The organism is Rugamonas apoptosis (assembly GCF_014042355.1).
GTDB classification, from domain to species: domain Bacteria; phylum Pseudomonadota; class Gammaproteobacteria; order Burkholderiales; family Burkholderiaceae_D; genus Rugamonas; species Rugamonas apoptosis.
The window spans coordinates 199,086-217,713 of record NZ_JACEZU010000008.1 but is presented as its reverse complement, the minus strand read 5'-3'; the positions used below and the strand labels follow the sequence as shown (position 1 = coordinate 217,713).

The following is an 18,628-nucleotide window of genomic DNA, read 5'->3' as shown; positions in this document are numbered from 1 at the left end:
CGCCCATGGTTTCTATCGCGGCGCTCAATAGCGCAACGTCGGAACAGGTGGTGCAAGGCCTGTCGGCCGAGGATGGCGCGCGCGTGCTGGCCGCCCTCGACATGGCCAGCGCGGCCTATGGCGACCGGCTGTGCAGCAGTGGCCAGCCGGCCTTTGAATTCTCCGTCGGCGTGGCCGGCACCCTGGCGTTCCTGCGCACGGATGCGGAAACCCGCATCGCCGGCCTGATGTTCGAGCTGACCTTGCTCGACCCCGCTCAGGCGCCCACCATCGAACCGCGCTTCGGCAAGGAAGTGTGCGACCTGGTGTCGGGCGTGCGCCAGCTGATCCGCCTGCGCGAATTGACGCGCGGCCAGAAGGACACGGGCGGCCGGGGCAAGAACGCGGCCCAGCAGGCCGTGGCCCAGGTGGAAACGCTGCGCAAGATGCTGCTGGCCATGGCCAGCGACATGCGCGTGGTGCTGGTGCGCCTGGCCTCGTGCGTGACCACCTTGCGCTACTTCGCCGATATCAAGCTGTTCAACGACGTCACCCGCGCCTACGGCCGCGAGACGCTGGACCTGTACGCGCCGCTGGCCAACCGGCTCGGTATCTGGCAGCTCAAGTGGGAGCTGGAGGACTTGTCGTTCCGCTTCATCGAGCCGGAAATGTACAAGCGCATCGCCAAAATGCTGGAAGAAAAGCGCATGATGCGCGAAGGCTTCGTCACCTCGGCCATCGCCCGTTTGCAGTCGGAAATGGCGGCCGCCGGCATCCAGGCTGAAGTGTTCGGCCGGCCCAAGCACATCTATAGTATCTGGAACAAGATGCGCGGCAAGGAGCTCGATTTCAGCGACCTGTACGACGTGCGCGCGTTCCGCGTGATCGTGGCCGACGTCAAGACGTGCTACACGGTGCTGGGCGTGGTGCACAACATCTGGACCCCGATTCCGAAAGAGTTCGACGACTACATTTCCCGTCCCAAGCCCAACGGCTACCAGTCGCTGCACACGGTGGTGACGGCCGAGGATGGCCGGCCGCTGGAAGTGCAGATCCGGACCCAGGAAATGCATAACTTCGCCGAATACGGCGTGGCGGCCCACTGGCGCTACAAGGAGGAGGGCGGTTCCAACTTCGCCGGCCAGAAGTACGACGAGAAGATCGCCTGGCTGCGCCAACTGCTGGCGTGGAAGACCGACGTGGCCGACGCCGTCGTTGGCCAGGAGGAAACCCAGCGCGAATGGGTGGAAAAACTCAAGGCGGCGGCGCTGGACGACCGCATCTTCGTGCTTACGCCGCAGGCGCGGGTGCTGGAGCTGCCGGTGGGCGCCACCCCGATCGACTTCGCCTACCATTTGCACAGCGATGTGGGCCACCGTTGCCGCGGCGCCCGCGTGGATGGCGTGATGGTGCCGCTCAATACGCCGCTCAGGAACGGGCAGACGTGCGAGATCATCACGGCCAAGGGTGCGCCCGGCACGGCCGGTCCGTCGCGCGACTGGCTCAACGTGGATTACACGGTCAGCAGCCGCACGCGCTCCAAGATCCGGGCCTGGTTCCACGCCATCGATATCCAGGAAACCCTGTCCAACGGCCGCGCGCTGGTGGAGAAGTCCTTGCAGCGGGAAGGCAAGACGGCCGTCAACCTGGAGGCGCTGGCGCAGAAGCTGGGCTTCGCCAAGGTGGACGACCTGTTCCTCTCGGTCGGCAAGGACTTGTTCAGCCTGCGTCACGTGGAAGCGGCGTTGCACGACCAGGTCGAGCCGGCCGCGCCGGAAGACGCCGTGGTACTGGGCAAGAGCCGTGCGTCGAGCGTGGAGCAGGGCGCCAAGTCGGGCGTGCTGGTGGTGGGCACGGAAGGCTTGATGACGCAACTGGCCAAGTGCTGCAAGCCGGCGCCGCCGGATGGCATCGTTGGCTTCGTTACGCGCGGCAAGGGCGTATCGATCCACCGCGCCACTTGCAAGAATTTCGCCGAGATGCGCGCCAAGGCGCCGGAGCGGGTGATCTTTACGGAATGGGGGCGGGCTGAGCGGGATACGGTGTACCCGGTCGATGTCTTCATCCTGGCCGGCGACCGCCAGGGCCTGCTGCGCGACATTTCCGAGATTTTCTCGCGCGAGAAGATCAACGTGATCGGCGTCAACACCCAGTCCGCCAAGGGCCAGGCCCGCATGACCTTCACGGCCGAAATCGGCTCCACGGCGCAATTGCAGAAGGCGCTGTTGTCGATCACGGAAGTGAGCGGGGTGCTGGAGGCGCGCCGGGCGTAAAATGGGCCATCGTGCGGGATAGTGCTTTCAATAAATATTTCCAATTGAAAGCCCTTGTCATTCTGCCGATGGCTCTCTATAATGCTGGTCTTCGGGCGGTTAGTTCAGCTGGTTAGAATACTTGGTCGACATCCAAGGGGTCGCAGATTCGAATTCTGCACCGCCCACCAGAACACTTGTAGCAGGCAGTAAAGAGGTAAGCGCAGTAGGTAAGATTGCAGTACAACGGGCGGTTAGTTCAGCTGGTTAGAATACTTGGTCGACATCCAAGGGGTCGCAGATTCGAATTCTGCACCGCCCACCAGAACATGTAAGAGCGAGAAAGGCAATCCGGTTATGACACCGCGAACTACGACCAAGTATTGGGAGTGACGCTAGTCGAACGGGATTCTTTTGCTCGAAAAAAGAAAAAACGCGGCTAGTCCGCGTTTTTTTTCGTCCGTGTTTTTACAGTTATTATTTTTGCAGTATTTTTCGGCGCAAGCCGCTTTGGAGATCAATATGCTTTCAGTCCGCCTCCCAGATGGTTCGGCCCGTCAATTCGACGGCCCTGTCACCGTAGCCCAAGTGGCGGCCAGCATCGGTACTGGCCTGGCCAAGGCCGCGCTGGCCGGCAAGGTGGACGGCAAGCTGGTCGATACGTCCTTCCTGATTGAAAAAGACGCCGACCTGGCCATCGTCACGGACAAGGATGCGGATGGCCTGGAAGTGATCCGCCACTCGACCGCCCACTTGCTGGCTTACGCTGTCAAGGAGCTGTTCCCGGACGCGCAAGTGACCATCGGTCCTGTGATCGACAACGGCTTCTACTACGATTTCTCGTACAAGCGCCCGTTCACGCCGGACGACCTGGTGGCGATCGAAAAGAAAATGGCCGAGCTGGCCAAGAAGGATGAGCCCGTAACCCGCAAGGTGCTGCCGCGCGACGAAGCCATCGCCTATTTCAAGTCCATCGGCGAAGCGTACAAGGCCGAGCTGATCGCGGCCATTCCTGCCGACCAGGAAGTGTCGCTGTACACGGAAGGCAAGTTCACCGACTTGTGCCGCGGCCCGCACGTGCCATCGACGGGCAAGCTGAAAGTGTTCAAGCTGATGAAGCTGGCCGGTGCCTACTGGCGCGGCGACTCCAAGAATGAAATGCTGCAGCGCGTGTACGGCACGGCCTGGACCAAGAAGGAAGACCAGGAGCAGTACCTGTTCGCGCTGGAAGAGGCGGAAAAACGCGACCACCGCAAACTGGGCAAGCAGCTGGACTTCTTCCACTTCCAGGATGAGGCGCCGGGCCTGGTGTTCTGGCATCCGAAAGGCTGGACCATCTGGCAGCAGGTCGAGCAATACATGCGCAACAAATACCAGGTCAACGGCTATCAGGAAGTGAAGGCGCCGCAGATTCTCGATTCCAGCCTGTGGGGCAAGACCGGCCACTGGGATAACTACCGCGAAAACATGTTCGTGACGGAATCGGAAAACCGCTCGTATGCGCTGAAGCCGATGAACTGCCCTGGCCACGTGCAGATCTTCAACAGCAATATGCGCAGTTACCGCGACCTGCCGCTGCGTTACGGCGAGTTCGGCCAGTGCCACCGCAACGAGCCGTCCGGCGCGCTGCACGGCATCATGCGCGTGCGCGGCTTTACCCAGGATGATGGCCACATCTTCTGCACGGAAGAGCAGATCGAGCCGGAAGTGGTGGCTTTCCACACGCAGGCGATGGAAGTCTACAAGGACTTCCACTTCGAGAACATCGAAGTGAAACTGGCGCTGCGTCCCGACAACCGCATCGGCACCGACGAAGTGTGGAACGAGGCGGAAGACGCGCTGCGCTCCGGTCTGCGCGCCTGCGGCGTGACCTGGACCGAGCTGCCGGGCGAGGGCGCCTTCTACGGCCCGAAAATCGAATACCACCTGAAGGATTCGCTGGGCCGTCCATGGCAGGTCGGCACCATGCAGGTCGACTTCTTCATGCCCGAGCGCCTGGGGGCTGAATACGTGGCCGCCGACAACAGCCGCCAGGTGCCCGTGATGCTGCACCGGGCCATCGTCGGCTCGATGGAGCGCTTCATCGGCATCCTGATCGAGAACTACGCGGGTGCCTTGCCGATGTGGCTGGCGCCGGTGCAAGTGTCGGTGTTGAACATCTCCGATTCGCAAGCGGAATATGTGCAGGAAGTGGCTGAAAAGCTGCGCCGGTGCGGGTTCCGGGTGCAGACCGATTTGCGGAACGAGAAGATAACGTATAAAATACGCGAACATTCCGTCCAAAAACTGCCCTACATCCTTGTAGTCGGCGATAAAGAGCGGGATGCCCATACCGTGGCCGTGCGGGCACGGGGCAACGTCGACCTGGGTGTCATGTCCGTCGATGCCCTGGTGGAACGACTCCAGCAAGATGTCGCAAACAAAGCCTGACGAGGTAACTCGCAGCGCGGCCGAACTATCAGACATTAAAAGGAAACACCATAGCTACTGACAAGTCGCATCGCATCAATGGCGAAATCACTGCCCCTGAAATGCGTTTAAGCGGGGTCGATAACGAGCCTCTCGGTATCGTGACTTTGGCCGAAGCCTTCCGCCTGGCGGAAGAGGCAAACGTCGACCTGGTGGAAATCGCGCCGACGGCGCAACCGCCAGTATGCCGTTTGATGGACTACGGCAAATTCAAGTATTCGGAGCAGAAGAAGGCTCACGAAGCGAAATTGAAGCAGAAAGTCATCTCGGTGAAGGAAGTCAAATTCCGTCCCGGCACCGATGACGGCGATTACAATATCAAGCTGCGCAACCTCGTCAAATTCCTCGAGGAAGGCGACAAGACCAAGATCACGCTGCGTTTCCGCGGCCGTGAAATGGCGCACCAGGATATTGGCTTCCGCATGCTGGAACGTCTGAAGGCGGACCTGGAACCGTTCGGCCAGGTCGAGCAGTTCCCGAAGATGGAAGGCCGTCAGATGATCATGGTGCTGTCTCCCAAGAAGAAGAAATAACACGCCGTAGCTTGCCAGCCGGCGCCCCATCGGGCGCCGGTTGCAATTTGCGTGCACGATTGCGGCAGTTGGTCTATAATGGCCGGCTGTTGTAATGTAGTGGACTCGCATCCGCTGCACTAACAAGTGAAAGCAGGCATCTAAGCGCAGCGTAGTGTTGCCACCTGCAATCCTGTTGATATGGAGCTGTCCGTAAGAGGACAGATTGCTATGCCAAAAATGAAGACCAAAAGCTCCGCGAAAAAACGTTTTCGCGTGCGTCCAGGTGGTACTGTTAAATCGGGTATGGCGTTCAAGCGTCACATCCTGACCAAGAAGACCACCAAAAACAAGCGTCAGCTGCGCGGCACCCGTAACATCAACGCTTCGGACGTGACGTCCGTACTGCGTATGATGCCATCCGCTTAATCTCACACTCATTTAAGGAGCTAATATGCCTCGAGTAAAACGTGGGGTTACTGCGCGTGCCCGTCATAAAAAAGTACTGAATCTGGCCAAGGGTTACCGCGGTCGTCGCAGCAAGGTATACCGTATTGCCAAGCAAGCAGTGATGCGCGCTGGCCAGTACGCCTACCGCGACCGTCGTAACAAGAAGCGCGTCTTCCGCCGCCTGTGGATCGCTCGTATCAACGCCGCTTCCCGTGAGCATGGCGTGACGTACAGCGTGTTCATGAACGGTCTGAAGAAAGCTTCGATCGAACTGGACCGTAAAGTCCTGGCCGACATGGCTGTGATGGACAAGCCAGCCTTCGCTGCGATTGTCAACGTTGTGAAAGCAAAAATCGCTGCGTAAGCATTGATTTTGTCTGCGCCACCCCAGGGGTGGCGACAAAAGAACGGGGCAGAGGTGTATACCTGTGCCCCGTTTTTGATTGAGGAAAACGAAAAGCATGGACTCCCTGGAACAACTCGTCGCCTCCGCGGTGCAGGATTTCATGGCCGCGCAAGATGACGCGGCCGCACTGGAAAACGCCAAAGCCAAATACCTGGGCAAGACCGGCCAGATCACCGAATTGATGAAGGGCCTGGGCAAGCTGGACCCCGAGCAGCGCAAGGCGCAAGGCGCCCTGATCAACGCCGCCAAAGGCCAGATCGAAGCGGCCCTGACGGCCCGGCGCGACGCGCTGGCCGACGCCCAGATGCAAACCCGTTTGAATGCCGAGGCGATCGACGTCTCGCTGCCTGGCCGCGGCCGCGCCGGCGGCGGCATCCATCCCGTGATGCGCACCTGGGAACGGGTGGAAGCGATCTTCCGCTCGATCGGTTTCGACGTGGCCGACGGCCCCGAGATTGAGAACGACTGGACCAACTTCACCGCCCTCAACAGCCCGGAAAACCATCCTGCCCGTTCCATGCAGGACACCTTCTATATCGAAGGCAACGACAGCGAAGGCAAGCCGCTGCTGCTGCGCACCCACACCAGCCCGATGCAGGTGCGTTACGCGCGCAGCCACACGCCGCCGATCAAGGTGATCGCGCCCGGCCGCACCTACCGCGTCGACAGCGACGCCACCCACTCGCCCATGTTCCACCAGGTGGAAGGCTTGTGGATCGCCGAGAACATCAGCTTCGCCGATTTGAAAGGCGTGTACCTGAACTTCGTCAAAGCCTTCTTCGAGACGGACGACCTGCAGGTGCGCTTCCGCCCATCGTATTTCCCGTTCACGGAACCGTCGGCCGAGATCGACATCGCGTTCGGCTCCGGCCCCCTGAAAGGCCGCTGGCTGGAAGTGTCCGGTTCCGGTCAGGTGCATCCGACCGTGGTGCGCAATTTCGGGCTGGACCCGGAAAAGTACATCGGCTTCGCGTTCGGCTCCGGCCTCGAGCGCCTGACCATGCTGCGCTACGGGATCAACGACCTGCGCCTGTTCTACGAAGGCGACCTGCGGTTCCTCAAGCAGTTCAACTAATCGTGTAAACGGTTTATATCCTTTAGCGGTCGAGCGCCCGTGCGCTCCCGCTTTCTGAACAATCTTTGCGGCTGAAAGCTCGAATATGCAATTTTCCGAAAACTGGCTCCGTACCATGGTCGATCCGAAGATGACTTCGGACGAACTGGCCCATCTGCTGACGATGTCCGGCCTGGAAGTAGAAGAAGTGGAAGCGGTGGCGCCGCCGTTCTCGAACGTGGTCGTGGGCCACGTGCGCGAGATGATGAAGCACCCCAACGCCGACCGCCTGAACGTGTGCCAGGTGGACGTGGGCACCGGCACCCTGCTCAACATCGTGTGCGGCGCGCCCAATGTGCGCCCCGGCCTGAAAGTGGTGTGCGCCATGGCCGGCGCCTTGCTGCCGCCGGGCGCGGACGGCAAGCCGTTCGAAATCAAGGTGGGCCAGCTGCGCGGCGTGGAGTCGCAAGGCATGCTGTGCTCGGCCAAGGAACTGAAACTGTCGGAAGAGGGCTCGGGCTTGCTGGAACTGCCCGACGACGCGCCGGTCGGTAAGAATTTCCGCGATTACTACGCGCTCAACGACCTCAAGTTCACCATCAAGCTGACCCCGAACAAGGCCGACTGCCTGTCCGTGCTGGGCGTGGCGCGCGAAGTGGCGGCCCTGACGGGCGTGGCCCTGCACGCGCCCCAGTGCCGTCCGGTCGCCGTCAACAGCGACGAAGTGCTGCCGGTCAAGGTCTCCGCGCCTGACCTGTGTGGCCGCTTCTCGGGCCGCGTGATCCGCCACCTGAACGCCAAGGCCAGCACCCCGGACTGGATGAAGCAGCGCCTGGAACGCAGCGGCCAGCGTCCCGTGTCGGCCCTGGTCGATATTTCCAATTATGTGATGCTGGAACTGGGCCGTCCGTCGCACGTGTTCGACCTGGCCAAGATCCATGGCGGGCTGGATGTACGCTGGGGCAAGGCTGGCGAAACCATCAAGCTGCTGAACGGTAACACCATCAGCGTGGACGAGTGGGTGGGCGTGATCGCCGACGACAAGGAACTGGAATCGCTGGCCGGCATCATGGGCGGCGACGCCACGGCTGTGTCGCTGGAGACGGACAGCATCTACCTGGAAGCGGCGTTCTGGCATCCGAACGCCATCCAGGGCCGCGCCCGCCGCTACAATTTCTCCACCGACGCCGCGCACCGTTTCGAACGCGGTGTGGACTACGCCACCACGGTCGAGCATATCGAACGCATCACGTCGCTGATCCTGGAAATTTGCGGCACCCAGCAAACGCTGGTGGGCCCGATCGATGACCATGTGGTCAACCTGCCGCAACGCCAGCCCGTGTCCATGCGCGCCGCGCGCGCCCGCAAGGTGATCGGCGTGGCGCTGGACGACGCCGCCATCGCCGACATCTTCACCCGCCTGGCCCTGCCGTTCACGCTGACCGACGGCGTGTTCAGCGTGACCGCGCCGACCTACCGCTTCGACATCGAGATCGAGGAAGACTTGATCGAGGAAGTGGCGCGCGTCTACGGTTTCGAGAACATCCCGACCGTGGCGCCCGTGGCCGCCAACACCATGATCATCGCGCCGGAAAATACCCGCTCGCTGTTCGCCGTGCGCCACCAATTGGCCGACCTCGGTTACCAGGAAGTGATCAACATGAGCTTCGTGGAGGCGGCCTGGGAGCAGGACTTCTGCGCCAACGCGCAACCGGTCAAGCTGCAAAACCCCATTGCCAGCCAGCTGAGCGTGATGCGTACCTCGCTGATCGGCAGCCTGGTGGCCAATGTACGCTACAACCTGAACCGCAAGGCCAACCGGGTGCGCGTGTTCGAGACGGGCGCCGTCTACCTGCGCGACGCCAGCGTGGCCGACGGCCCGCTGACCGTGGCCGGCTACCACCAGCCCAAGCGCGTGGCCGCCATGGCCTACGGCCCGGTGGTGGACGAGCAGTGGGGCCAGTCCAGCCGCAACATCGATTTCTTCGACGTCAAGGCCGACCTGGAGCAGTTGTTCGCGCCGGCCGTGGCCCGTTTCGTCAAGGCCGAGCACCCCGCACTGCACCCCGGCCGTTCGGCCCGCATCGAGCTGGACGGCAAGACCGTCGGCTACCTGGGCGAGCTGCACCCGCGCTGGATGCAGAAGTATGATCTGCCGCAAGCGCCGGTGGTGTTCGAAGTGGACGCTGTTGCTCTTGAGCAACGCGAAGTGCCTGCCTACGCGGAAATCTCCAAGTTCCCCGGCGCCACCCGCGACTTGGCCGTGGTGGTGGCCCAGAGCGTACCGGCACAGGATCTGCTCGATGCGTTTAATGCCGTAGTGCAAGAAAATCCACAGGGCAAGATTGTGCAAGCCATTGTTTTGTTTGATGAATATCGCGGCAAGGGATTGGAGGCGGACGAAAAATCGCTTGCTTTCCGCTTTAGCTTGCAAGATACTCAAAACACCCTGCAGGACGATGCGGTCGATGCCGTGATGGCCGCGTTGGCCGATGCGGTCAAGCAAAAGCAGGGCGCACGCTTGCGTGCCTGAGCGCGCCGGGCGGTCCCACCCGGGCCGCCCGATGAAGCAGTCAGCGGGTTGCCGGCGCCGTCCGGACACCCCATTTTTTATAAGGCAGGGCTGTAAAATTACTACCAACGACGTGGATTCCGCCGTCCTTCAATCCGCACTGGCGGCCGATTTGCATCGGGCCATGCAGGTCGCCAAGGTACGCCAGGAAGCGGAAAAAGATTTGCCGACGCTCACCAAGGCGGAGTTGGCTGAATTGCTGTTCGAGCAAGTCGGCCTCAACAAGCGTGAAGCGAAGGACATGGTCGAGACTTTCTTCGACGAGATCCGCAACGCGCTGGAGCGGGGCGAGGCCGTCAAGTTGTCCGGCTTTGGCAACTTCCAGCTGCGCGACAAGCCGCAGCGGCCGGGCCGCAACCCGAAAACGGGCGAGGAGATTCCCATCACGGCACGCCGCGTGGTGACTTTCCACGCCAGCCAGAAGCTCAAGGGCATGGTCGAGGAAAGCAATCCGACCATGGCGCGCGCCGCCTGACAGGAATTGATCCGCTATGAATGACCGCCTGGCCAAGACCGAACTTGCCGTATTGCCGCCGATCCCGGCCAAGCGCTATTTCACGATCGGCGAGGTGAGCGAGCTGTGCGGCGTCAAACCCCATGTGTTGCGCTACTGGGAGCAGGAATTCACCCAGCTTAAGCCCGTCAAGCGGCGCGGCAACCGGCGCTACTACCAGCACCACGAAGTGCTGCTGATACGGCGCATCCGTGAACTGCTGTATGAACAAGGCTTCACCATCAGCGGGGCGCGCAATAAACTGGACAGCCGCGCGACCGATCCTGTGCAAGGGGAGTATGATGGTGCCTCCGGCTTGGACGGCAGCGCGCCGCCAGCCGCCGTCCCGGCCCTGGACCGGGAATTGATACGCAACGAACTGCTGGCGATACTGACCCTGCTCCAGTGAGCGGGCGCAGCGGAAAGAAAAGGCGCGCACGAGGCGTCTTTTTTTTCGTCCCCGCCGTTACCCATCAGGCGGGATTGTTAAATCGCATTGTTAAATCTTTAGTGCTATACTATTAATGTTAATTTATTTGCCAGCATGCAAGCATGCTGGCAAAGGTGGCGTGAACGATGGAACCGCCGGTTCCGTTTCCCGCGCCACGAGGGGAAACAATGATACGCGTTGCCATTTGTGACGACCATCAGATAGTCCGCGCGGGCTTCAAGCAAATCTTTTCTTCGGCCGACGACTTCGAGGTGGTGGCGGAGGCCGGCAGCGGCCGGGAGGCGCTCGACATCGCGCGGCGCGAAATCTGCGACGTGCTGCTGCTCGACATCGCCATGCCGGACCAGAGCGGCATCGACACGCTGCGCACCATCCGCCAGGGCCAGCCGGACTTGCCGGTGCTGATCCTGTCCGGCTATCCGGCCCAGCAATACGCGCTCAACCTGTTCAAGATGGGCGCCAACGGCTACCTGAACAAGGAATGCGAGGCGGATGAACTGATCACGGCCGTGCGCACCGTGTACCAGGGGCGGCGCTACGTGAGCGCCACCGTAGGCGAACTGCTGGCCCAGACTTTTGACCGCGATCCCAACACGGCGCCCCACACGGAGCTGTCGGACCGCGAGTTCCAGGTATTTTTGCGGCTGGCCCGGGGCGCCACCGTGAGCGATATCGGGGTGGCCCTGTCGCTGAGCATCAAGACGGTGAGTACCTACCGCACCCGCATCATGGAAAAAATGGGCATGCAGTCCAATAGTGACCTGACCTATTATGCGATGAAAAATAACTTGCTCGACTGAAACCAGTTGATCGACAGGGCGCGCACGGTAGGGTTTCCGCACTGCGGCGGGCGGTCGCCCAGATTATAATGGGGTGGCTAGTCGCAACTGTGCCGGCTGACCTCTGGAAGGATGTTTATCAGGATGTATTTCACCGCCACCGCGGCACCCCTGCACCGTCTGCCGCTGTACAAGACCATATTGTGCGTCGCTTGCGTGCTGATCCTGATCGCCAATGGATTCAGCCTGTTCCACAATTTGCAGTCGCTCAAGGGCGCCAACTTCCTGCAGAGCCAGAGCTCGCGCGTGGCCGATCGCCTGCAATACGTGAATGTGCTGGTGCTGGATGCGGAAAGCAGCATGCGCGGCTATTTCATTTCCGGGCGCGAAGCTTACCTGGGCCCGGCCCGCACTGCCGTGACGGAATCGGAAACGGAATTCAAGGAACTGGAAAAACTGCTGGCCGACAGCCCGTCCCAGCTCAAGAACCTGGCCCAGCTGCGCACCCTGGTGCGCCGCAAGCTGGCGCTGCTGAACCAGTCGATCGACGTCTACCGCGAAGGTGGACTGGACGAGATCGTCAAGATCGCCAAGGTCAGCGACGGCCGCTCCAGCATGGACGAGATCCGGCTGCAGGTGGTCATCATGGAGCAGGAACAGAATGAGACGCTGGCCGCCCGCAGCGCGATGTTCTACCACGAGTACCAGAAGGCGGTGCTGCTGGGCATGGGCATCAACGCCATGGCCATCATCGTGCTGATCATGTTCTACCAGCTGGTGCGGCGCAGCTTCCAGAACCGGGCCGCCGTCGAGCATGCCTTGCAGAAGGCCAACGAAAACCTGGAATCCACCGTGGCCCAGCGCACCGAGCAGTTGTCGGTGCTGTCGCGCCACCTGATCAGTATCAGCGAGGAGGAGAAGATGCGTTTGTCGCGCGAGCTGCACGACGAACTGGGCGCCAACCTGACGTCGATCGGCATGGATATCGCGGCCGTCACCCAGCAATTGCAGAAGACGGCGCCGGAACTGGCCACCCAGTTGCGCCGGGCCCGCGCCACGCTGGTGGAAACGGTGGAAATGAAGCGCCGTATCGTCGAGAACCTGCGCCCCAGCCTGCTCGATAATCTCGGCCTGTGCGCCGCCATCGAAAGTTATTGCGACGAGTTCAGCCGACTGGCCAAGGTGCGCTGCGACGTCGATATTTCGGCCGAGCTGGAAAAGGATGCGGGCCGCTCGGGCGATTTGTCGATCGCGCTGTTCCGCATCGTGCAGGAATCGCTGACCAATATCCGCAAATATGCCAAGGCGAGCCGGGTGTCGGTCATGCTGCGCCGTACCGTCGATGGGCTGGTGCTGCGCGTGATCGACGATGGTGTGGGCATCGCGGCCAATACGCTGGCCAAGCCCATGTCGCACGGTATCCTGGGGATGCGGGAACGGGCCTTGTTATTGGGGGGCACGCTGACCATACGGCGTGGCCGCAATGATGCGGGAACCTGTATTGAAGTGCATATCCCGCTGCGCCGCAAGCCTGCGGCCGGGGTGGGGCAACCGCCGGAACTGGCGGCCATGCAGGCCAATGCGGCCAATGCTGCGACTTATGCTGCGAATATCGCCGCTGCTATCGCTACTAGCGCGGCTAATGCTACTAACGCGACTCCCGCCGCTGCCGCTACCAACGCTGCTCCCGCCACGGTCGCTACCAATGTCGCGGCGAATGCGGCCTCAGGCGCCGGCGCCGGCGTGCCTGCGCCCGCTGCGGCGCATATCAGCAGCGCGCCACATCCATCAGCAGACGGTCATATTCCGTCTTCGCCACCTTGTAGCACTCACCCGCGTACTGTTCCAGACCTGGACGATCGAGCACAGTGATGTTGCCGCGGCGATAGGTGATCATGCCTTCGTCCTGCAACTTGCCGGCGGCGGCCGTGATGCTTTCACGCCGCACGCCGAGCATGATGGAAATCATTTCCTGCGTCACCTTCAATTCGTTCGATGGCGAACGATCGAGGCGGTCCAGCAGCCAGCGGCACAGTTTCTGTTCGATCGAGCTGTGCAGGCCGCCCACCGCGTTTTGCGCCATCTGCGCGAACAGGGCCGTGTTGTAGCGCATCAGCAGTTGGGGCAGGGCGCCGCCCTGGTTGAAGGCGTCGCGCAGTTGCTGGGCCTTGAGGCGGTAGCCATAGCCGGCGCTTTGCACCACGGCGCTGCACATGGCCCGTTCGCCCGCAAACAGCGACACGCCGGCCACGCCTTCATGGCCGACCACGGCGATTTCCGTGGTGGCGCCATCTTCCATCACGTACAGCAGCGAGACGATGGCCGTGGTGGGGAAGTACACATTGTCGAGCGTGGCTCCGTAGGTGAAGAGCTCCTTGCCGAACGGCAGTTGGACCAGTTCCAGGTGTTCGAACAGCGATTCCAGCACTTCGCGGGGGAGGGCGGCCAGCAATTCGTTCTGCTGGGCGCCGCTATGGCTGACAACTGGCCGTGGCATCAGCTTGAGCTCTCGTGACCGGGCGGCGGCGCCACGAGCGCGCGGCGCCTCGTCGGTGGCAACAAGTAGGGTGTTGTTCATTTTTCTTCCTCGCAGACTTAAAAACCAGGTGGCGGGCAAGGCCCGGAATACGGTGCCTTGCGTAATTGACCCACTGTAAGCGTTAAGTTAGATAACGAACATAAGAGGACTATCCGCCCCCCTGTAGGCTTGCAACATGCAGCTTTGTCAGCCTATTCCTACTGTAGAGCCAGACCCGGCCCTGCCATGGACCTCAGGCGCGGCGCTGGCGCTCACCTTGGCGCGGGGCCAGGCGCGGCTTGTTGGCCGACCAGGCGCCTGCCGCTGCCACGGCGGGCAGCGCGCTGGCGCTGGCGGGCGCGGGCGCGGTGGCCGCCATGGCCGCCTGGCTTGCCATGGCGGGGGCATCCTCGGCCCGCTCCAGCCGGAAGCGGCTGACGGCTTGCGCCAGTTGGGCCGTTTCCGCGTGCAGGCGATCCGAGCCGTCGCTGGCTTGCCGCACCAGGGCCGCGTTCTGGCCCGTCATCTGGTCGATGCGGGTCAGCGCTGCGCCCACTTGCGCGATATCGGCGCTCTGGCCGGCCTCGGCGGCGCTGATCTGTTCGATCACGGCGGCCGCCTCGCGCACGGCCTGCACCACCTGCTCCATGGTGCTGCCGGCCACGTTGACCAGTTCGCTGCCCGCTTCCACCTGGGCCACCGAGTCGCCGATCAGCTGCTTGATTTCCAGCGCCGCCGCCGCCGACCGCTGGGCCAGGTTGCGCACCTCGCCGGCCACCACGGCGAAACCGCGGCCCTGTTCGCCGGCGCGGGCCGCTTCCACGGCCGCGTTCAAGGCCAGGATATTGGTCTGGAACGCGATGCCGTTGATGACGCCGATAATGTCGACGATCCGGTTCGAGCTGCCGCGGATGGAGGCCATGGTGTCGACCACGGCGCCCACGGTCTGGCCGCCCCGCTGGGCCAGCTCGGAAGCCGACACGATCAGTTCGTGGCCGCGCTGGGCGTGGGCCGCGCCGCGCTGCACGGTGCTGGTCAGCTGGCGCATCGAGGCCACCGTGTCGGCCAGCGCCTCGCTCTGGCTGCTGGTGTGGTGCGACAGGCTGGCGTTGCCTTCGGCCAGCGCGTCGGTGGCACCGGCGATGGTGCCGGCGCCGCTGCGGATTTCCGTCACCAGCGTGGCCAGCGCGCCCGTCATGCCGCCAAACGCGTTGACCAGGCCGCCGATTTCATCCGTGCCGCGCGAGCTGATGCGCTCGGTCAAGTCGCCGGCCGCCGCCCTTTGCACGGCGCCGCGCAGGTGCACGATGTCGCGCGAGAAGGAGATATAGAAGCCGGCGAACAGCCATGCGGCCAGCGCGGCCACGGCCAGCACGGCGCCCAGCATCAGGTTGCGGCGCAGCCGGTCGCGCCCGATGCGCTCGGCCAGCAACTGGTCCAGCACCTTGGCCGAGGCGGCCGAGAAGCCGTACAGGCCGTCGATGGCCTGGTTGCCGGCCGCGTTGAATTCCTTGCCCGACGTCTGGTTGTAGGAATTCGTCACCTCGTTTTTAGCGCGCTCCAGGAAGGCCAGCGCGGCGGGCACGGCGCCCAGTTGCGCTTGCAGTGCGGGCTTGAGCTGGGGATTGTTGCGGAACACGGCGTCGAACTGGGCCGGCACCCGTTCCAGGTCGTGGTGGGCGATCATGGCGGTGGCGTTGAGCAACTGATCCTCGTTGCCTTCCAGCAGGCCGCTGTCGATGAAGGCGGCGCCGCGGCCGGCGATCACGGACAAGCCTTCGGCGATGTCGGGGAAGGTCTTGAGGAAGGAAGCGATCAGGTAATAGGTCTGCACTTCCGGGTCCAGGCTCAGGTTGGCGCGGTCGGCCACCAGCGTGGTCAGGTGCGCCATCTCGGCCACCAGTGCGCTGTGCAGGGCGAAGCTGTCTTTCGCGTCCAGCGTGGCCTGGCGTTGCAGCAGTTCCTCCCAGCGTTTTTTCAGCGCCTGCCACTCCGGCAGGGCGGCCACGGCGCCGGCGTCGGCCTGGAAGGTGTCGAGCTGGCGCATGCGCTGGACGATAGCCTCGCGCTGGGGCGCCGGCGCCGCGTTGGCCGGACTGGCGTGGCGCAAGTGTTGCTGGGCCCGCAGTTGCTGGGTCAGCCGGGTGATTTCCTGCAATTGCACGATGTAAGCCACGCCGCGCTGTTCCTGTTCCGTGCGGGCGATGGATTTGTGCAGTTCCTGCATCAGCATGGCCGTCACCAGCAGCAGCGGCAACAGGAACACGAGGCAGATCAGGGTGAATTTGGGCAGCAGGCGCAGGCGCTGCATCAGGGCGATGGCAGGCTGGAGAAGGGCGATCATGTATTTTCCATAATAGAATTGGTGTTTCTGTAATGCAATAATGCACGGCAAATATGACAGCATGATGAATTTGCCTCATGCGGCACCGCGTCAAGGGGTTTTGATTTGGGTCTGTGCAACAAATGCCGCATAATGCGAACAAGGGACGCTGGCCCTGGCCGAACCCAGCCGGCCGAACGCATCCTGTTGACCTTATTCTTATTCCTGGCGAACGCATGCACGTACTAGTGGTGGAAGACGATGCCGTGCTGGCCGATGGGCTGGCGCGTGCGCTGGCCGGGCACGGCATGGCGGTGGACGTGGTGCGCCACGGCGACCAGGCCGATACGCTGTTGCAGCGCGCCGACGCGGCCGACGTGGTGGTGCTCGACATCGGCCTGCCCGGTATCGATGGATTCGAAGTGGTGCGCCGGCTGCGCCTGCGCGGCGGCACCATGCCTGTGCTGCTGCTGACGGCGCGCGACGCCATCGAGGACCGGGTCCAGGGCCTGGAACTGGGCGCCGACGATTACCTGGTCAAACCGTTCGCCACCGCCGAACTGGTGGCACGGGTGCGGGCGCTGGCGCGGCGCAACGCGCCCAAGCCCACCGTGCTGGCGCTGGGCGACCTCACGCTCGACACCACGGCCAAGCGGGCCCGCATCGGCGAACGGGTAATCGAGTTGTCGGTGCGCGAATGGGCTGTCCTGGAGTACCTGCTGCAACATGGCGCGCGGGTGGTGTCCAAGCAGCAGATCATTGACGCCATCCTGCCCTGGGGCGACGACCTGACCTTGAACGCGGTGGAAGTCTATATCTCGCGCCTGCGCCTGAAGATCGCCGACGCCGGCATCTCCATCCGCACCATCCGCGGCTTTGGCTACATGCTGGAAGCGACGGCGCCCAACCATGCCTAGCATCCGCCTGCGCCTGCTGCGCTGGCTGATCGGGCCTATCCTGCTGCTCAACCTGGCCGGCGGCGCGCTCACCTATCTGCTGGCGTGGATGCCGGCCCAGATCGCTTTCGACCAGGCGTTGTCGGACGCGGCCGGCGCCTTGGGCGCGCGCCTGGCTGAACGCGACGGCCATTGGCAAATCGACTTGCCGCGCCAGGCCGAACAGGTGCTGCGCAACGACCAGACGGACGCCGTGTTTTTCGCCGTGCGCGATGGCGTGGGCAGCGGCACGAACGCCGGCGCCGCCGCACTATTGGCCGGCGATGCCGATTTCCCCGCGCCGCCGGCCGCGCATGTGGGCGGCGGCGGCAAAGGCGCGTTGCCCGCGTACGATACGTTGATGCGCGGTGAAGCCGTGCGGGCCGTGGCCCTGCGGCCAGCTTCCGGCGGCCCCGTGATCACGGTCGCCAAGACGCTGCGCAAGCGCGGCCAGGTCCGGGCCGCCATCGTGCGCGTGCTGCTGTTGCTGGAGGCCGCGTTCACGCTGGCCTCGGTGGGCCTGATCTGGTTTTCCGTCACCAATGGCCTGGCGCCGCTGAACCGCATGCGGGCCGACCTCAACGCGCGCGCCGGCGATGACCTGTCGCCCATTGTCGCCGAACGGGTGCCGTTCGAACTGGGGCCGGTGGTGCTGGCCTTCAATGGCTTGCTGGACCGGGTCAGCGACGGCGCGCGGGCCCAGCACGATTTCCTGGCCAATGTGGCGCACCAGCTGCGCACCCCGCTGGCCGGCCTCAAGACCCAGCTGGAATGGCTGGCCCAGCGCCACAGCGCGCCGGACACGGCCCAGTCGGTGCGGCTGATGCTGTCCTCGACCGAACGCATGATACGGCAGACCAACCAGTTGCTGGCGCTGGCGCGCGCCGAACCGAGCCACTTCGAGAAGACCCGGCTGGAGCCGGTGGCGCTGGCCAGCCTGGTGGAAGACGCGATCCAGCACTTCGTCGAGCAGGCGGCGCTCAAGCACATCGACCTGGGCTTCGACCTGGCGCCTACCACCGTGCAGGGCGACCGTTTCCTGTTGCGCGACCTGATCGATAATCTGATCGACAACGCGGTCCGCTACACGCCTGCGCAAGGCACGGTCACCGTCAGTTGCCGGCCGCTCGATGGCGGCGGCATGCTGGCGGTGGAGGATTCCGGCCCCGGCATCGCGCCGGCCAAGCGCGACCAGGTATTCAGCCGCTACGTGCGGCTGGACGACAAGACCCATGGCAGCGGCCTGGGCCTGGCCATCGTGCGCGACATCGCGCTGGCCCACGGCGCCAGCATCACGCTCGATGCCGGCGCCCAGGGCAGGGGCGCCCGCTTCGAGGTGCGTTTCCCCGCCTGATCCGGTATCGCTTCCCCGCGCGCGCCTGGCGCGGGTGGTCAGCCTGCCTGCGCCAAACGGCAACAATTTCACCGCGGACGC

At 63.2% G+C, this 18,628-nt stretch carries 15 protein-coding genes and 2 tRNA genes; 15 read left to right on the top strand and 2 right to left on the bottom strand.

From position 1 onward, the window contains the following. Nucleotides 1-5: 5 nt before the first annotated feature. From H3H39_RS17250 to H3H39_RS17190, 13 genes are all read left to right on the top strand, one after another. Nucleotides 6-2,252 (top strand): RelA/SpoT family protein, encoded by a 2,247-nt coding sequence (locus tag H3H39_RS17250; protein WP_182154766.1) that lies wholly within the window; start codon nucleotides 6-8, stop codon nucleotides 2,250-2,252. A 93-nt stretch (nucleotides 2,253-2,345) separates the two neighbouring features. Beyond that, nucleotides 2,346-2,422, top strand: a tRNA-Val gene (locus H3H39_RS17245). Nucleotides 2,423-2,479: 57 nt separating this feature from the next. After that, nucleotides 2,480-2,556: transfer RNA gene (locus H3H39_RS17240), tRNA-Val, on the top strand. 197 nt (nucleotides 2,557-2,753) lie between these two features. Next, entirely contained in the window at nucleotides 2,754-4,661 is a 1,908-nt protein-coding gene (gene thrS / locus H3H39_RS17235; RefSeq protein ID WP_182154764.1) for a threonine--tRNA ligase, read from the top strand. Nucleotides 4,662-4,711: 50 nt separating this feature from the next. After that, complete coding sequence (infC, locus tag H3H39_RS17230; RefSeq protein ID WP_182155046.1) at nucleotides 4,712-5,233, top strand: translation initiation factor IF-3; 522 nt, start codon at nucleotides 4,712-4,714, stop codon at nucleotides 5,231-5,233. A gap of 210 nt (nucleotides 5,234-5,443) precedes the next feature. After that, a complete protein-coding gene (gene rpmI, locus H3H39_RS17225; protein ID WP_057262756.1) occupies nucleotides 5,444-5,641 on the top strand; it encodes a 50S ribosomal protein L35 in 198 nt (65 codons plus the stop codon). Between the two features lie 25 nt (nucleotides 5,642-5,666). Further along, on the top strand, nucleotides 5,667-6,026 hold the full coding sequence (rplT, locus tag H3H39_RS17220; protein WP_182154762.1) for a 50S ribosomal protein L20: 360 nt from the start codon (nucleotides 5,667-5,669) through the stop codon (nucleotides 6,024-6,026). Nucleotides 6,027-6,123: 97 nt separating this feature from the next. Then, nucleotides 6,124-7,143, top strand: a complete 1,020-nt coding sequence (pheS, locus tag H3H39_RS17215) for a phenylalanine--tRNA ligase subunit alpha (RefSeq protein WP_182154760.1) — start codon at nucleotides 6,124-6,126, stop codon at nucleotides 7,141-7,143. A gap of 85 nt (nucleotides 7,144-7,228) precedes the next feature. Next, nucleotides 7,229-9,655 (top strand): phenylalanine--tRNA ligase subunit beta, encoded by a 2,427-nt coding sequence (pheT, locus tag H3H39_RS17210; RefSeq protein ID WP_182154758.1) that lies wholly within the window; start codon nucleotides 7,229-7,231, stop codon nucleotides 9,653-9,655. A gap of 163 nt (nucleotides 9,656-9,818) precedes the next feature. Beyond that, entirely contained in the window at nucleotides 9,819-10,169 is a 351-nt protein-coding gene (locus tag H3H39_RS17205; protein ID WP_182154756.1) for an integration host factor subunit alpha, read from the top strand. A 16-nt stretch (nucleotides 10,170-10,185) separates the two neighbouring features. After that, nucleotides 10,186-10,596 carry a MerR family transcriptional regulator gene (locus H3H39_RS17200; protein ID WP_182154754.1) on the top strand — a complete coding sequence of 137 codons (411 nt, stop codon included), beginning with the start codon at nucleotides 10,186-10,188 and terminating at the stop codon, nucleotides 10,594-10,596. Between the two features lie 209 nt (nucleotides 10,597-10,805). After that, a complete protein-coding gene (locus H3H39_RS17195; protein WP_182154752.1) occupies nucleotides 10,806-11,438 on the top strand; it encodes a response regulator in 633 nt (210 codons plus the stop codon). Nucleotides 11,439-11,561: 123 nt separating this feature from the next. Beyond that, nucleotides 11,562-13,289: a CHASE3 domain-containing protein gene (locus H3H39_RS17190; RefSeq protein WP_182154750.1), complete on the top strand. Its 1,728-nt coding sequence runs from the start codon at nucleotides 11,562-11,564 to the stop codon at nucleotides 13,287-13,289. On the opposite strand, the gene H3H39_RS17185 is transcribed toward H3H39_RS17190, so the two are convergent. Further along, nucleotides 13,186-13,995, bottom strand: a complete 810-nt coding sequence (locus H3H39_RS17185; protein ID WP_182154748.1) for a Crp/Fnr family transcriptional regulator — start codon at nucleotides 13,993-13,995, stop codon at nucleotides 13,186-13,188. The genes H3H39_RS17190 and H3H39_RS17185 overlap by 104 nt on opposite strands. Before the next feature lie 193 nt (nucleotides 13,996-14,188). After that, nucleotides 14,189-16,279: a methyl-accepting chemotaxis protein gene (locus tag H3H39_RS17180; protein ID WP_182154746.1), complete on the bottom strand. Its 2,091-nt coding sequence runs from the start codon at nucleotides 16,277-16,279 to the stop codon at nucleotides 14,189-14,191. Between the two features lie 215 nt (nucleotides 16,280-16,494). Here H3H39_RS17180 and H3H39_RS17175 point away from each other — a divergent pair, with 215 nt between their 5' ends. Both H3H39_RS17175 and H3H39_RS17170 read left to right on the top strand, forming a co-directional pair. Then, nucleotides 16,495-17,175, top strand: a complete 681-nt coding sequence (locus H3H39_RS17175) for a response regulator transcription factor (protein WP_182154744.1) — start codon at nucleotides 16,495-16,497, stop codon at nucleotides 17,173-17,175. Continuing rightward, nucleotides 17,168-18,547 carry a sensor histidine kinase gene (locus H3H39_RS17170; RefSeq protein ID WP_182154742.1) on the top strand — a complete coding sequence of 460 codons (1,380 nt, stop codon included), beginning with the start codon at nucleotides 17,168-17,170 and terminating at the stop codon, nucleotides 18,545-18,547. The genes H3H39_RS17175 and H3H39_RS17170 overlap by 8 nt, the downstream gene beginning before the upstream one ends. Nucleotides 18,548-18,628: the final 81 nt, after the last annotated feature.